The following is a 15371-nucleotide window of genomic DNA, read 5'->3' on the forward strand; positions in this document are numbered from 1 at the left end:
TTCATCGTAAAATCAGCAGCCGCAGCCCGCGGCAGCCGCTTCTTCGTCGTGCACCACGGTCGGGTATTCGTTGTCGAAGCAGCCCATGCACATGCCGCGGTTGTACTCCAGCGCGGGCCGGCCGATCGCCTCCAGAATTCCTTCCTTGGTCAAAAAGTGAAGCGAATCCGCATTGATCGCCTGGCGGATTTCTTCGATCGACTTGCTCGAGGCGATCAACTCGCCGCGGTTCGGCGTGTCGATGCCGTAGAAGCAAGGATTTTTGTACGGCGGCGAGCTGATGCGCACGTGAACTTCCTTGGCCCCGGCTTCGCGCAGCATGTTGACGATGCGCAAGCTGGTCGTGCCGCGCACGATCGAGTCGTCGATCATGACGACGCGTTTGCCTTCGACGACCTTTCTCACCGCGCTCAGCTTCATCTTGACGCCGCGCTCGCGCAGCTCCTGGCTCGGCTGGATGAACGTGCGGCCGGTATAGCGGTTTTTGATCAGGCCGAGCTCGTACGGAATGCCCGTCTGTTCGGCGAAGCCGATCGCCGCGGAAATGCTCGAATCCGGCACGCCGGTAACGACGTCCGCGTCGACGAACGATTCCTTCGCCAGCTCCGCCCCCATCCGCTTGCGCGCGGAATGAATGTTGATCCCGTCGATATCGCTGTCCGGGCGGGAGAAATAAATGAATTCCATGGCGCAATGAGCCCGGCGCGGCGATACGGCGAAACGGTCTTCCTTCATGCCGTATTTATCAATGATGAGCAACTCGCCCGGCTTGAGGTCGCGCATGTACCCGGCCCCGATCGTTTCGAAGGCGCACGTCTCCGACGCAAACACGTAAGCGGCGCCGAGCTTGCCGATCGACAGCGGACGAAGCGCGTTCGGGTCCTGGGCGACGAACAGCATGTCGTTGATCATGATCAGGAACGCAAAACCGCCAACAATACGGCCCAGCGCTTCCTTGACGGCCAGCGCAATGTCGTCGTGCTTCGAGCGCGCGATCAGATGGATGACCACTTCCGTGTCGCTCGTCGTCTGGAAGATCGAGCCTTGCTCCTCGAGCTCCCGGCGAATTTCGCCGGCGTTGACGATGTTGCCGTTCGTGCAGATCGCAAGCTCGCCGCCCTTGTACTTGAATACGAGCGGCTGGGCGTTTTGCAGCTTGCTTTCGCCGGAGGTCGAATAGCGGACATGCCCGATGCCGATCGAACCTTTCAACCGCTGGATCGTCGCGTTGTCGAACACTTCCTTGACGAGTCCCATGCCGCGATGGTAATGGAACTCGCCGCTTCCTTCCGACGTGCAGATGCCCGCGCTTTCTTCGCCGCGGTGCTGCAGCGCGTGCAAACCGTAAAAGGAAAGGGCAGCCGCCTCCGGGTGGCCGTACACGCCGAAGACGCCGCATTCCTCCTTGAGCTTGTCGAAAAACGCGTTATCGGCGCCCTGGTTGTAGTAATCGCCGGTCCAAAGTGTCTCACGAATCAGGCGTTCATCAGACATGGAATCGCATCCTTCCAATCCTTTTCTAGTGGTTCCACAGCTGACTGGATGGCCGGTTGTCCGTTTATGCGAATCATAAGCTCGTTTCCTTGCACCGTGCCGATCGTCCGGCACGGCACGCCTTGCTCCTGCATCAGCCGCTGCAGCGCGGCGGCCTGTTCCGGCCGGACGCTGAGCAGGATGCGCGACTGGCTTTCGCTGAACAGCGCGTGGTCGGCGCGCAGGTCGGTCTTGAAGTCGACGGCGGCGCCTTTGCGGCCGCTGATGCACGACTCCGCCAGCGCGGCGGCAAGCCCGCCTTCGGACAAGTCGTGCGCCGAAGCGACGAGCCCGCCTTGAATCGCGGCAAGAACGGCGCCCTGCAGGCGCTTCTCGACGGCGAGGTCAAGCGCCGGCGGACGGCCTTCGGTTACGCCGTGCAGCACATACTGGAACTCGCTGCCGCCGAGTTCGGCTTTCGTGTCGCCGAGCAGGACGATGACGTCGCCTTCGTGCTTGAAGCCTTGCGTTGTAATATGATCGACGTCATGCACAAGGCCGACCATGCCGACGACCGGCGTCGGGTAAATCGCGCCTTTGGCATTTTCGTTGTACAAGCTGACATTGCCGCCGATTACCGGCGTATTCAGTTGCCGGCACGCTTCCGCCATGCCGTCGACCGCTTTTTCCAGCTGCCAGAAAATTTCCGGTTTCTCCGGGCTGCCGAAGTTCAGGTTGTCCGTCACCGCAAGCGGCTCGGCGCCCGAACAAACGACGTTGCGCGCCGCTTCGGCCAGCGCAATCGCGCCGCCCACTTCCGGATCGAGGTACACGAACCGGCCGTTGCAGTCGGTCGTCATCGCCAGCGCCTTGCGCGTGCCCGGCACGAGCACGACGGCGGCGTCCGAACCGGGAAGAACCGCGGTGCTGGTGCGCACCATATAGTCATATTGGTTATATACCCATTCCTTGCTTGCCACAGTCGGCGAGCCGAGCACCCGCTTCAGAGCGTCCGTCAAATCGCTCACTTCCGCATACCGCGTCGTGTCTACGGAAGCTCCTGCTGTATAGTATGCCGGAACGCTCGAAGGTTTGTTATATACCGGACACTCGTCGACAAGCGCCGTGACCGGCATGTCGCCGACGACTTCGCCGTGGTGGATCAGTTTCAGCCGGCCGTCGTCCGTTACTTTGCCGACTTTGGCGCAGATCAGGCCCCACCGGTCAAAAATCGCTTTGGCCTGCGCCTCATGCTCGGGCAGCACGACGAACAGCATGCGTTCCTGCGACTCGGACAACATCATTTCGTATGCAGTCATGCCGTCCTCGCGCTGCGGAACCGCGTCGAGGTTCAGCTCCATGCCGTTGCCGGCCTTGCTGGCCATCTCCGCGCTGGAGCAAGTCAGCCCCGCCGCGCCCATATCCTGAATGCCAATGACAATGCCGGAGTCGATCAGCTCGAGGCACGCTTCGAGCACCAGCTTCTCCATGAACGGATCGCCGACCTGAACGGCCGGGCGTTTCGCTTCCGATTCGGCGGTAAGCTCCTCCGACGCGAACGTCGCGCCGTGAATGCCGTCGCGGCCGGTAGCCGGTCCGACGTAAAAAACAGGGTTGCCGACGCCGCGGGCGACGCCTTTTTGAATTTTATCATGATCGATAAGACCGACGCACATGGCGTTGACAAGCGGATTGCCTTCGTAGCTTTCGTCAAACATCACTTCGCCGCCGACCGTCGGGATGCCGATGCAGTTGCCGTAGCCGGCGATGCCGGAGACGACGTGCTCGAACAAATATTTGACCCGGTCGTTCGTCAGCTTGCCGAAACGGAGCGAGTTAAGCAGCGCCACCGGACGTGCGCCCATCGAGAAGATGTCGCGGATAATGCCGCCGACCCCGGTTGCCGCGCCCTGGTAAGGCTCGATCGCCGACGGGTGGTTGTGGCTTTCGATTTTGAATACGACGGCCTGGTTGTCGCCGATGTCGACGATGCCCGCGCCTTCGCCCGGTCCCATCAGCACGCGCGGTCCCGTAGTCGGGAAGCGGCGCAGCACCGGTTTCGAATTTTTATAAGAGCAGTGCTCCGACCACATGACGCTGAACACGCCGATTTCGACGTAGTTTGGCTTGCGCCCGAGGAAGCCGCAAATTTTGGCGTACTCGTCGTCGGTCACACCCATTTGTTTGTAAAGCTTCTGTTCCGCGATCTGTTCGCTCGTCGGCTCTTTAACCGATAGCTGCTGCGCCATGTTGCTCCCTCCACGTGTTAAGAATCGATGTGAACATGCGCTTGCCGTCCTCGGAGCCGAGCAACTGATGCACCGCCCGTTCCGGGTGCGGCATCATGCCGACGACGTTGCCGCGCTCGTTGCAGATGCCGGCGATGTCGTCGACCGAGCCGTTCGGGTTGCTGCCCGCGTAGCGGAACACGATCTGGTCGTTCGCCTTGAGCTTCGCCAGCGTGGTTTCGTCGCAATAGTAGTTTCCTTCGCCGTGCGCGATCGGAATGTCGATCGTTTCGCCAAGCTTGTAGCCGCTCGTGAACGCGGTCCGGTTGTTTTCGACCCGCAGCAGCGTGGAGTGGCAGCGGAACTTCAGGGTCTTGTTGCGCAGCATCGCGCCCGGCAGCAGGCCGGACTCAAGCAGAATCTGGAACCCGTTGCAGATGCCGAGCACGAACTTGCCGGCGGCAGCCGCTTTGACCACTTCGTTCATGACCGGCGCGAACCGGGCGATCGCCCCGCAGCGCAAGTAGTCGCCGTACGAGAATCCGCCCGGCACGAGAATGCAATCGAACTTCGACAAATCCGTGCTGGTATGCCATACGTATTCCACCGGCTCGCCGATCGTCGTCTCTACTGCCTTGTAACAGTCGATGTCGCAGTTCGAACCCGGAAATACGAGCACCGCGAAGTTCATTTACGCTCCCTCCAATTCGTAGCGGTAATCTTCGATCACCGTGTTGGCCAGCAGCTTTTCGCACATCGTCTTTACGCGCGCCTCCGCTTCGGAACGTTCCGTCGTGTTCAGAATCAGCTCCAAGTACTTGCCGATCCGCACCTTGCCCACTTCGTTGAAGCCCATGGAGTGAAGCGCTCCTTGCACCGCATTGCCTTGCACGTCGAGCACGCTCTGTTTGATCGTTACGTAAACCGTCGCCTTGATCATTGGTTCATCCATCCTCCTAATATAGGGAGTTTAGCTTGCTAAACTCTCACCTCTAACGAAAAGTGGTCCTTCAATTTCCATTCCGAATTCGCAGGCTCGCACGCTTCTCTATTTTGCCAATCGTTGGAAAATATCGTTATAACGCTGCGAAGTCGCTTCGACGACGCTTGCCGGCAGCGGATCGGGTTCGCTGTTTTTATCCCAGCCGGAGCTTGCGAGGTACGTGCGCACCGGTTCCTTGTCCATGCTGTCGATTTCCGTGTCGAGCGCGTAATTCTCTTTGGCCCAGAAGCGGGACGAATCCGGCGTGAACAACTCGTCGATCAGAATGACCTGACCGTCAATCAGCCCAAACTCGAACTTCGTATCCGCCAAAATAATGCCGCGTTTCTCGCAGTAATCGTGAGCGAACTGGTACAGCTTGAGGCTCTTCGCGCGCAAATCTTCGGCGAGCTCGGCGCCGATCAGCTCCTTCATCCGTTCGAACGGGATGTCTTCGTCGTGGCCGACATCGTTTTTGGCGGCGGGGGTGAAGAGCGGCTCGGCGAACCGTTCGTTCTTGCGAATGCCGGCGGGCAGCGGGATGCCGTTGATCATTCCCGTTTGTTGGTATTGTCTCCAACCTCCGCCGGTAATATAGCCCCGTACGACGCATTCGATGTCGATGCGCTGCGCCTTGCGCGTCACCAGGAACCGGTTCTTGAGCAGCTCGGGTTCGGTGACGATGCCGGCAAGCTTCTCGATGTCGGCGTGCACGACGTGATTCGGCTGAATTGACGCCGTTTGCTCGAACCAGAAGCGGCTGAGCATGTTGAGCGCATTGCCTTTGTCCGGTACGGCCGGCTTCAGCACATAGTCGAAGGCGGAGATGCGGTCGGTGACGACAATGAGGTAGTGCTCGCCGAGATCGTACAACTCGCGAACCTTGCCTTTGTAAATGAGCGGCGCCTTGATGTACGGCGCGGCAGTGTCCAGCGCGACGGTTTTGTTCACCGGAGCGGCCTCCTTTTTATTCAAGCCCCAGACGGGCAAATATCGTATCCACGTGCTTCAGGTGCCAGCTCGGATCGAAGCAGTCGGCGATTTCCTCCAGGCTCAGCTGCCCGCGAATGACGCTGTCCGCTTCGACAATCTCGCGGAACGAGCGCTGCGTCTCCCACGCCTGCATCGCCTTCGGCTGCACCGTATCGTACGCCTGCTCGCGGCTGAAACCCTTGTCGATCAGCTTCGTCAGCACGCGGCCGGAGAACGGCACGCCGTACGTGCTTTGCATGTTGCGCTTCATATTTTCCGGGAACACGGTCAAATTTTTGACGATGTTGCCGAAGCGGTGCAGCATGTAATCGAGCAGAATCGTCGCGTCCGGCAAAATGATCCGTTCCACCGACGAATGCGAAATGTCGCGTTCGTGCCAGAGCGTAACGTTCTCGTACGCCGAAATCATGTGGCCGCGGATGACGCGCGACAGGCCGGAAATGCTTTCGCACCCGATCGGGTTGCGCTTGTGCGGCATCGCCGACGAACCTTTTTGTCCTTTGCCGAACGGTTCCTCGACTTCGCGGAACTCGCTCTTCTGCAAGGCGCGGATTTCCGTCGCGAACTTGTCAAGCGAAGTGGCGATGAGCGCCAGCGTCGCCATGTATTCGGCGTGCCGGTCGCGCTGCAGCGTCTGCGTCGAAATCGGCGCCGACTTCGTGCCGAGCTTGCCGCACACGTATTGCTCGATGAACGGGTCGATGTTGGCGTAGGTGCCGACGGCTCCGGACATTTTGCCGTATTGCACGCCGTCCGCGGCGAAGCGGAACCGCTCGAGATTGCGCTTCATCTCTTCGTGCCAGAGCGCCATCTTCAGCCCGAACGTCGTCGGTTCGGCGTGAACGCCATGCGTGCGGCCCATCATCGGCGTATGCTTATACGCCTTCGCTTTGTCCGCGAGAATGGCGATGAACATGTTCAAATCGCGGTCGAGAATGTCGTTCGCCTGCCGCAGCAAGTAGCCGAGCGCCGTGTCGACGACGTCCGTCGAGGTAAGGCCGTAGTGCACCCATTTGCGCTCCGGACCGACGGTTTCGGAAACCGCGCGGGTGAAAGCGATGACGTCGTGGCGCGTTTCCTGCTCGATTTCGTAAATGCGGTCGATGTTGAACGACGCTTTCTTGCGCAGCTTCTGCACGTCTTCCTGCGGAATGACGCCCAGCTCCGACCACGCCTCGCACGACAGCAGCTCAACTTCGAGCCACGCCTGGAATTTGTTCTGCTCCGTCCAAATGGCCGCCATCTCCGGCCTGCTGTAACGCTCGATCATCGCTTGATTCGCTCCTTCAATAATTACTTATTCCAATGGCCGATTTCCTTCGCCCAGATGCCCGTCTGCTCGATCCAGGCCAAGGCGCCATCGATATCGCTTGTCAGCACGTTGACGTGCCCCATTTTGCGTTTCTCTTTCGCTTCGTGTTTGCCGTACAGGTGCACCTTGACGGCAAGCCCGTCCGGCTCCGCCGTCTGGGCGCCGAGCCAATCGAGCAGCGGCTGCACGTGTTCGCCGAGCACATTCACCATAACGACCGGCGAGAGCAGCGCGGCTGCGCCCAGCGGCAAATTGCAGACGGCGCGCACGTGCTGCTCGAACTGCGACGTCGCGCACGCTTCCATCGTGTAGTGCCCCGAGTTGTGCGGCCGCGGCGCCAGCTCGTTGACGAACAGCTCGCCGTCCGCCGTCAGAAACATCTCGACCGCGATCAGCCCAACGACGCCGAGCGAGGCGGCGATCTTCTCCGCCAGCTTCTCCGCTTCGCGGCAAACCGCTTCCGTCGTGCGCGCCGGCACGATCGACAGATGCAGGATGTTGTCGACGTGAATATTCTCGGCGACCGGGAACGTCTTCACTTCGCCGCGCGGGCTGCGCGCCGCGATGACGCTGATTTCCCGCTCGAAGCGGATGAACTGCTCGAGCACCAGCTCCGTGCGCGCCTTGCTCAGCGTCGCATACGCTTCGTCGATTTCGGCTTCGGAGCGGATGACCCACTGCCCTTTGCCGTCATAGCCGCCGGTCGCCGTCTTCAGTACGCACGGCGTGCCGAAACGGGCAACCGCCGCGCGCAGCTCCTCCGCGCTGCGGATTTCCTCGTACGGCGCCACGCGGACGCCCGCGGCCTCGATCGCACGCTTCTCACGCAGCCGATGCTGCGTCGTATGCAGCAGTTCGCTGCCTTGCGGCACGTACGATTCGGCCATCAGCATCGCCGCCACGCCGGCGTCAACGTTCTCGAACTCGTACGTGATTACGTCCGCTTTCGCCGCCAGCCGGCGCGCTGCTTCCGCGTCGTCATATGCGGCAACGATCTGCTCGTCGGCCACCTGGCCGCACGGCGAATCCGGCGTCGGATCCAGCACAACGAACCGGTAGCCCATATGGCGACCGGCTAATGCCAGCATTCTCCCCAGTTGTCCGCCGCCCAGCACGCCGATCGTGCCGCCCGGCAAAATCACATTCGTCGAAGCTGCTGCTTTCGCTGTATGATTCATAACAATTCACTGCTTTCCATCACCGTCTTGGCGATCTGCTCGCGCCGCGCTTTCACCTTCGCTTGCACGTCAGGCTCGAACGCGCCGATGATTTGTGCGGCGAGCAGCCCGGCGTTGGTGGCGCCGGCGTGTCCGATCGCAACCGTCGCAACCGGAATGCCTCCCGGCATCTGCACGATCGACAGGAGCGAGTCGAGCCCATTCAACGTCGACGTCTTGACCGGCACGCCGACGACCGGCAGTTCGGTCTTCGATGCGACCATGCCCGGCAAATGCGCCGCGCCGCCCGCGCCGGCAATAATCACCTGAATGCCGCGGCCGGCTGCGGTTTCCGCATATTCGAACATCAAGTCGGGCGTACGATGCGCGGATACTACCTTTTTCTCATAAGCGATGCCGAGTTCATCCAATACGTCGCATGCGTGCTTCATCGTTTCCCAATCCGATTGACTCCCCATGATGACTCCGACTCGCGCGGACATGTCAGCCCCTCTTTCGTATCCGAAGATTCTATGTTTAGTATGCCTTGTTACCTGATTGGATAACGGCCGCCGCGGCTTGCGGAGGCGCAAAAAGCCCGTCGGCCGACCGTGCCGGGTCCGCCAACAGGACGACGAACGGATCAAACGCAGCGAAACGGTGCCGGAGAAAAAAATCGCTCCACGGACAAAAAAGAACAAACGAAGCGGCTGTCATCCGCTCCCTGCTCTCCTGCATTTGATCCCCGTAGTCCGAAAATTTGCGGTTTCCGGGTAGAAACATCCGGGCCGTATTCCCGGAAGTATACGAGGCGATTCGATTGATTTCGACGCAAAAGGTTCGATTTTGCGCCTCTTTAGTTTACCAGCCCCTCACCTTCCATGTCAACATTGAAAGGCGAACAATTCTGTGACATTCATTTTAAAAAGTTCGCCTTTCTCGCGCTGGATCGGCGGATGGAATACGCTTACAACGGTAACCTTCGTCTTCCGCTTCATGCGTTTGCCGCGGTGACGCCGCGTACGCCGCATCGCAACGAGACAACATAGGCCATGTTTTATTGGCTATTCCGGCATAAATGGCCCAAGACGCAGAAATAGCCAGTGAAATCACTGGCTATTTCTGTGAAACGTTCGATTTTGAGGCGGCTGACTCAAAATAACCATTGTTTTCACTGGCTATTTTCGACGTACCAAGGAAAAAGTGGCAAATAGGCCATTTTTCATGGCCTATTTTAAGAGGAGGCCTATTCAACTGACGGACCGTCGTTACTTCTCGCCTGCAGCTTGTTGCAGCTGCGACGTACATGCCGGGCAGCGGGTCGCCAGCACCGGAATTTTGCTATAGCAGTAAGGGCATTCCTTATCTTTCGGCGCGGCAGGGGCCGGAGCCGGTTCCGGCTTGCGGAAGCGGTTGATCTGCTTGACGACCATAAAAATGACGAACGCCACGATCAGGAAGTCGAGCACATTATTGATGAATGCGCCGTAGTTAAGCGTAACAGGTTTGTCGTCTTCGCCGTTACCCAGCTTGATTACCAGGTCCGCAAAATCGACTTTGCCGAGCAGCATGCCGATCGGCGGCATAATAACGTCGTTCACAAGCGACGTAACGATTTTGTTGAACGCCGTGCCGATAATGACACCAATCGCCAAATCGACTACGTTGCCGCGGGTGATGAACGTGCGAAACTCCTTGAACACCGTTTTCATGGCATAGCTCCTTCGATAATTTTTGCAATCCGATCCCCGATGCTGCGATTCCGTTGCCACGAAAGTTACATTCTACGGGAAAACCCGGTTTCCTGCTTGTCGGCGAATTTTGCCGAGAACGAACAAGGCCAAGCCCCCGTCCGGGAGATTGGCCTTGTTCGCAAAACATGCCCCTGCCCGCGCGGCGGCAGCGGCTCAGGCAACTTAGCCCTGGCTGCCGATCCAGGCGTAACGCGCAATGACGAGAATCGCAAGCACCCACATGAGCCAGTGCACCTTGTGCCCTTTTTTGCCGAACCAGTTGTCGATCGTTGCCAGAATGACGTACGCCACGATGCCGAACGAAATCCCGTTGGCGATGTTGTACGTAAACGGCATGAACGTGATCGTCAGGAACGCCGGAATGGCGATGACGTAGTTCTGGAAGTCGATTTCCTTGACCGACTGCACCATCAGCACGCCGACGATGATCAGCGCGGCAGCCGTCGCCGGCCCCGGAATAAGCGCCACGATCGGCGCGAGGAACAGCGCCAGCAGGAAACACACGCCGGTCGTCACCGCCGTCAAACCGGTGCGCCCGCCTTCGGCGATGCCGGCCGAGCTCTCGACGTAGGCCGTCGTGGTGCTTGTGCCGAGCAGCGCGCCGCCGCTTACCGCTACGGCGTCGACAAGCATCGCTTTGCCGACGCGCTTGCGGCCTTCTTCCGGATTCTTCATGATGCCGGCGCGGTTGGCCGAACCGACCAGTGTGCCGAACGTATCGAACAGCTCCACAAACGTAAACGTGGCGATGATCGAAATGATGCCGGTTTGCCAGACGCCGTCCCAGTCGAACGAAGCGAACGAGATTTGGCTGAAATCGGGCGCCCATGGCGTTTTCGGATCGCTTAGCGTGTCGAAGTCGACTTGTCCCATAATGATGGCGACGATCGTCGTGCCCAGAATGCCGAACAGAATCGCGCCGGGCACGCGCAGCACCATCAGAACCGAGATCAGCAGCAGGCCGACAAGCGCCAGCTGCACGCCGTGGTCTTCGAGGCTGCCCATATGAAAGATCGTTTCAAACGACAGCAGGTCGGTGAACGCGCCCGCTTTGACATCTTTGGTCGTTTCGGCGGCTACCGTCAGGAGGCCGCTGTTCTTCAGTCCGATCAAGGTGATGAAAAGGCCGATCCCAACCGTAATCGCGTGCTTCAGGCTGTCCGGCACGGCGACGATCAGCAGCTGCCGCACCTGCGTCACCGTCAGGATGATAAAAATAATACCGGAGATAAATACCGCCGTCAGCGCCATCTCCCACGTCACCGGCTTGCCGGTCCCGGCGGAAGACAGAATGACCGTCGCGAAGTAAGCGTTAAGCCCCATGCCCGGCGCAAGCGCTACCGGAAAATTGACGAACAGCCCCATCGCGATCGTAAAAATGCCGCCGGCCAGCGCAGTGGCGAGAAACACCGCGTACCAGTCCATGCCCGTTTTGCCGAAACCGGTCAGCACATCGGGGTTGACCGCAAGTATGTACGCCATCGTCATGAATGTCGTCAACCCGGCCATAATTTCCGTACGAATACCTGTTCCGTTCTCCCTGAGCCTGAAAAAACGATCCATTGCCGCTACTCCTCCTACTTGAATAGGGTGTGCCATGCAAAAAGAAGCCCGGATCCAATTGATCCTAGGCTTCCCAGTACAAGAAAGAATATGCGTTCCGGCCACGCCTCGCCGCGCGCAAGGGTCGCCGAGCCGATATGCTTTCAAGCGCTTCGTAGCCAGATCATTTACGGTGATCTCGTAGAGACTTCCGGGCCGATTCCCGGAATTATACGAAACATTCGGTTCTGCGACTATTCTATCAGATGGCGGGCAAATTGAAAACGCTTATTTCATGCAAAAACCGGACTTTTTCGCAGTTTTTCGACTGCAAAGCCCGGTTTTCAACATGATTCTTCAACCTTACTCTTCCGAGCGGATCGCCTGAACGACATCCATTCGTTCGATGCGGCGCAGCGGCACGCGCGAGGCGAGCATCGTAATAATGACTGCAGCGGCACCCGACACGGAGACGGCAAACCACGGGAATCGGTACGGCAACTCTTGCAAGCTGTTGATCTGTTGGTACATCCAGTAGGAAAGCAGCGCGCCGGCCGCTCCGCCGTACAGCGTCGCGTAAATGCCGTACGAAATGCTTTCGTAGACGATCATTCGCCGCATCTGCCGCATCGTCATGCCGACCGCGCGCATCGTGCCGAACTCTTTGGTCCGCAAAATCAGGTTCGTGCTGATCGTGTTGACGATATTGATGGCGCTGATCAGCGAAATGACGGCGACAAGTCCGTACAGCAGGATGCCAACCATCAACATCGAATCGGTCGAGCTCGTAAAATCCATCACATACCCGGGCTCCAGCCGGTCTGCCACCAGCTGCAGCTGGTCCTTGATCGCACCGTAATCGGCGTCGCGGTCGACGGCCAGATCGATGCGGCTGTACGCGTCGGCCGACCCGGTAAGCTTGCGGAATACCGCTTCCGTCGTCACAATCGTATACTGCTCGGAACCTCCGTGGTAGCTAACCGGCATTTTGTCCAGGATGCCCAGCACTTTAACCTGGACGATCTGCGGCTTGTTCGCCGGATCGTTCCACTGCAGACTGATCGGAATCATGTCGCCCACTTTATAATTCGTCATTTGCAAATTGTCGCCGGTGGCCCGGCTTTTCTGCGAGATGACAACGCCGGTTTCGCGGTCCATCTCCTCTGCGTCCATGCTGCCGGCAATCAGCCGGTCGCGGCTCAGGCTGAAATCTTCCTTGCGGTAGCCGAGCAGCTCGGCCGGAATGCCGAAGGAATCGCCTTTCGGGCTGCCGTCCCACACTTTTTTGATCAGCGCTTTGGTCATCTTGTCCGCGGGCGCTTGAACATACAATGATCGGAGCATCACTCGGTAAGCCTTTTTTACACCCGGCAGCTCCGCGATCGTTTCGAATTCCTGCGGCGTAATTTGCGGCTGCTGATCGCTTCTTGCCTGTTCGACTGCAAAATCCTTGGAGAAGGAGCGCGACTCCGACAGCTGGATAAATTTCATGAAGGAGAAGAAAAACACGAACAGCGCAATGCCGATGCTCATCGAGAACAGCGTGATCCGGAACCTCCGCCGGTTGCGCTTCAGGTTGTCGACGGCCATTTTGCCGGTGATGCCGAGCAGCGCTTGCGTCAATCTCCGCTTGCGGCGAATGATCTTCTCCTTGTTGAACTGGTTGCTGCGCATGATCGCCGTCAGCGGCGACACGCGGCCCGCAGCCCACGCCGGACCGAACGCCGACGCGTACACCGCGCAGAAGCCAAGCGCGACGGCCAGCGCCGTAATCGTCCACGGCACCGTCATGTGCAGGCTGGTGAAGGTCGCCGTGTTGTCGATGCTGGCAAACACGGCAAGAACCGTCTTGACGGCAAGCCAGCCGCACAACAGGCCGAGCGGGATGGCGATCAGCGCCAGCACTGTCGCTTCGCGGAACACGACGACGCGAATTTGCCGCGGCGTCATGCCGATCGACCGCAGCACGCCGAACTGGCGGATGCGCTCGAGCACGGAGATGTGGAACGAGTTGTAAATAACCGCCACCGTTGCGATGAGAATGACGCCGATCACAATGCCTTGCACGACGTTGATCGCCGTATTGTTGGATCTGTCGTCGCTTTCGCCGAGCGCGGTGAGCAGCGCGATGTTCGGAATTGCCTGCTCGCTGCCGGCGCCGATCGCCTGCGTCGTTTCCGGAATCGCCTTGCGGATGCCGACGTGTTTGTCGAAGCGGATGGCGGCGTTGTAGCTGGCGCTATCCGCCTGGCGAAGCGCCGCGGCGCCCTCCAGCGTCATCGTGGCGATGGCTTGGCCGCTGAGTTGGGTGTCCGTGCGGTTCACGTAAAATCCGGTCAGCACCGCTTCCGTCTCTACCGGCTTCGTTTCTCCGCCCGGTTGTTCCTCGGACAGTTCAAGCTTGAGCTTGATCCGATCGCCGATTTTCGGCTTGGCCGGGTCGTTGTCGGCGTACCAGCGCTCCAGCGCGATTTCGCCCGGGGCCTGCGGCAGACGGCCTTCCGCCAGCTTCAAAGCGCGGATGCTGCGGTAGCCGTCGTCGGCTCCGACCACGTTCAGTTGCATGTCGCGAGGGCCTGCCATATGGCCCGCGTCGACCCAAACGCCGACCTCCTCGACTTTGGCGTTGCTCTTGAGCTGCTCCAGCTGCTTGCCGTCAATTCCCTTGTAAGCCACATGGAAATTGCCTTGTCTTTCCTTGACGCTTTGCAGCGCTTGGCCCTTGATCGTTTCGCCCATGATGCCCGAAGCGAACATGAGCGCCACGGACAGCACGATCCCGATTGCCGTCAGGATCGAACGTTTGCGCTGCTGCCGCAAGTAGCGGAACGTCAGCTGGCGATAGTGCGTGATCGGTTTCATGCGCGCACCCGCTCGTCCCGGACGATCGCCCCGTCTTCGATGCCGATGACCCGGTCCGCCTGGGCGGCGATTTCCGGATCGTGCGTGATGACGACCAGCGTCTGGTGATACTTCGTTACCGTCAGCCGAAGCAAGTCCATTACCTCGCGGCTGTTTGCCCGGTCCAGGTTGCCGGTCGGCTCGTCGGCGAGCACGATCGACGGCTTGTAGGCAAGCGCCCGGCCGATCGACACGCGCTGCTGCTGCCCGCCGGACAGCTCGGTCGGCAGATGGGAGCGCCGTTCGCGCAAGCCGAGCAGGCCGATCAGTTCTTCGATGTAAGCTTTGTCGGCCGGTTTGCCGTCAAGCAGCAGCGGCAGCGTGATGTTCTCCTCCGCGGTCAGCACCGGGATCAGATTGTAAAATTGAAAAATAAACCCGACCTGCCGCCGGCGAAAAATCGACAGCTCCGTTTCCGGCAGCGCGTAAATGTCTTTGCCGCCAATCAGCACCTGGCCGTCGGTAGGGCGGTCCAGCCCGCCGAGCATGTGCAGCAGTGTGCTTTTGCCGGAGCCGCTCGGGCCGACTACGGCGACGAACTCTCCTTGCCCGATTGCCAAATCGACGTTGCTCAGCGCATCGACGCGGGTATCTCCTTTGCCGTATCGTTTGGCAAGCCCGACGGTGCGTACGATATCCATGGTTGGTTCCTCCTACTGCTTCGCCTGTTGGCGAAGTTGCTTTTGCGGACGGTTGCTGTCATCCTTCCGTCATGAATCCATCGTAACCGCCGAACCTTACGGTCAGGTGAACGCACAGCTTACAGTTCTGTAAGCTTTACATGAAGTGTTCCGTCTTCCCGACGATGTGTGCTGCCTATTTATGTGGCCCCCCCCCCAACTGCTCGATGTCGTGTGAGGTTGGCGGCGCTGATATGTATGAAAAATCATATACATTTGCGGAACTGCGTGCTTGGTGGTGCTGATATGTACCAAAATCATACAATAGTGACTGACTTGACTGTAAGAGCAGACATTTCATGTGAATAATCGCACAATCCCATGTTCCCCTGTAGCGATAGTTGGCACG

Annotated in this window: 12 protein-coding genes and 2 riboswitches; all 12 genes read right to left on the reverse strand. The window is 59.2% G+C overall.

Going from position 1 to position 15371, the window contains the following annotated elements; translation table 11 throughout:
- Window positions 1–12: 12 nt before the first annotated feature.
- Window positions 13–1494, reverse strand: coding sequence for an amidophosphoribosyltransferase (gene purF, locus EXY20_RS36620; RefSeq protein WP_135557391.1), 1482 nt, complete (start codon window positions 1492–1494; stop codon window positions 13–15).
- Entirely contained in the window at window positions 1476–3722 is a 2247-nt protein-coding gene (gene purL / locus EXY20_RS36625; protein ID WP_135557392.1) for a phosphoribosylformylglycinamidine synthase subunit PurL, read from the reverse strand. Before purL ends, purF begins: the two co-directional genes overlap by 19 nt.
- Window positions 3700–4392, reverse strand: a complete 693-nt coding sequence (gene purQ / locus EXY20_RS36630; RefSeq protein ID WP_135557393.1) for a phosphoribosylformylglycinamidine synthase subunit PurQ — start codon at window positions 4390–4392, stop codon at window positions 3700–3702. The genes purL and purQ overlap by 23 nt, the downstream gene beginning before the upstream one ends.
- Window positions 4393–4641 (reverse strand): phosphoribosylformylglycinamidine synthase subunit PurS, encoded by a 249-nt coding sequence (gene purS, locus EXY20_RS36635; RefSeq protein WP_135557394.1) that lies wholly within the window; start codon window positions 4639–4641, stop codon window positions 4393–4395.
- 108 nt (window positions 4642–4749) lie between these two features.
- Entirely contained in the window at window positions 4750–5634 is an 885-nt protein-coding gene (locus EXY20_RS36640; RefSeq protein ID WP_135557395.1) for a phosphoribosylaminoimidazolesuccinocarboxamide synthase, read from the reverse strand.
- A gap of 16 nt (window positions 5635–5650) precedes the next feature.
- A complete protein-coding gene (gene purB, locus EXY20_RS36645; RefSeq protein WP_135557396.1) occupies window positions 5651–6946 on the reverse strand; it encodes an adenylosuccinate lyase in 1296 nt (431 codons plus the stop codon).
- A 23-nt stretch (window positions 6947–6969) separates the two neighbouring features.
- A complete protein-coding gene (gene purK, locus EXY20_RS36650; protein WP_135557397.1) occupies window positions 6970–8166 on the reverse strand; it encodes a 5-(carboxyamino)imidazole ribonucleotide synthase in 1197 nt (398 codons plus the stop codon).
- The gene (purE, locus tag EXY20_RS36655; RefSeq protein WP_135557398.1) at window positions 8163–8648 is read right to left on the reverse strand and encodes a 5-(carboxyamino)imidazole ribonucleotide mutase; all 486 of its coding nucleotides are present in this window, start codon (window positions 8646–8648) and stop codon (window positions 8163–8165) included. The genes purK and purE overlap by 4 nt, the downstream gene beginning before the upstream one ends.
- A 225-nt stretch (window positions 8649–8873) precedes the next feature.
- Window positions 8874–8975: riboswitch (purine riboswitch) on the reverse strand.
- A 438-nt stretch (window positions 8976–9413) separates the two neighbouring features.
- Window positions 9414–9848 (reverse strand): large-conductance mechanosensitive channel protein MscL, encoded by a 435-nt coding sequence (mscL, locus tag EXY20_RS36660; protein ID WP_135557417.1) that lies wholly within the window; start codon window positions 9846–9848, stop codon window positions 9414–9416.
- A gap of 213 nt (window positions 9849–10061) precedes the next feature.
- Entirely contained in the window at window positions 10062–11462 is a 1401-nt protein-coding gene (locus EXY20_RS36665) for an NCS2 family permease (RefSeq protein ID WP_135557399.1), read from the reverse strand.
- Between the two features lie 135 nt (window positions 11463–11597).
- Window positions 11598–11698, reverse strand: a riboswitch (purine riboswitch).
- A 106-nt stretch (window positions 11699–11804) separates the two neighbouring features.
- Entirely contained in the window at window positions 11805–14303 is a 2499-nt protein-coding gene (locus EXY20_RS36670; RefSeq protein WP_135557400.1) for an ABC transporter permease, read from the reverse strand.
- Window positions 14300–14983: an ABC transporter ATP-binding protein gene (locus EXY20_RS36675; protein WP_135557401.1), complete on the reverse strand. Its 684-nt coding sequence runs from the start codon at window positions 14981–14983 to the stop codon at window positions 14300–14302. Before EXY20_RS36675 ends, EXY20_RS36670 begins: the two co-directional genes overlap by 4 nt.
- Window positions 14984–15371 lie beyond the last annotated feature (388 nt).

Origin of the sequence: Paenibacillus cymbidii (assembly GCF_004764705.1) — a bacterium.
GTDB classification, from domain to species: Bacteria; Bacillota; Bacilli; order Paenibacillales; family NBRC-103111; genus Paenibacillus_AN; species Paenibacillus_AN cymbidii.

Excerpts from the sequence above, each read along its gene's own strand:
- EXY20_RS36675 (WP_135557401.1), bottom strand. The coding sequence starts at position 14,983 with ATGGATATCGTACGCACCGTCGGGCTTGCCAAACGATACGGCAAAGGA.
- purS (WP_135557394.1), bottom strand. The coding sequence starts at position 4,641 with ATGATCAAGGCGACGGTTTACGTAACGATCAAACAGAGCGTGCTCGAC.
- purF (WP_135557391.1), bottom strand. The coding sequence starts at position 1,494 with ATGTCTGATGAACGCCTGATTCGTGAGACACTTTGGACCGGCGATTAC.
- purL (WP_135557392.1), bottom strand. The coding sequence starts at position 3,722 with ATGGCGCAGCAGCTATCGGTTAAAGAGCCGACGAGCGAACAGATCGCG.
- EXY20_RS36670 (WP_135557400.1), bottom strand. The coding sequence starts at position 14,303 with ATGAAACCGATCACGCACTATCGCCAGCTGACGTTCCGCTACTTGCGG.
- purQ (WP_135557393.1), bottom strand. The coding sequence starts at position 4,392 with ATGAACTTCGCGGTGCTCGTATTTCCGGGTTCGAACTGCGACATCGAC.
- purB (WP_135557396.1), bottom strand. The coding sequence starts at position 6,946 with ATGATCGAGCGTTACAGCAGGCCGGAGATGGCGGCCATTTGGACGGAG.
- purK (WP_135557397.1), bottom strand. The coding sequence starts at position 8,166 with ATGAATCATACAGCGAAAGCAGCAGCTTCGACGAATGTGATTTTGCCG.
- purE (WP_135557398.1), bottom strand. The coding sequence starts at position 8,648 with ATGTCCGCGCGAGTCGGAGTCATCATGGGGAGTCAATCGGATTGGGAA.
- EXY20_RS36665 (WP_135557399.1), bottom strand. The coding sequence starts at position 11,462 with ATGGATCGTTTTTTCAGGCTCAGGGAGAACGGAACAGGTATTCGTACG.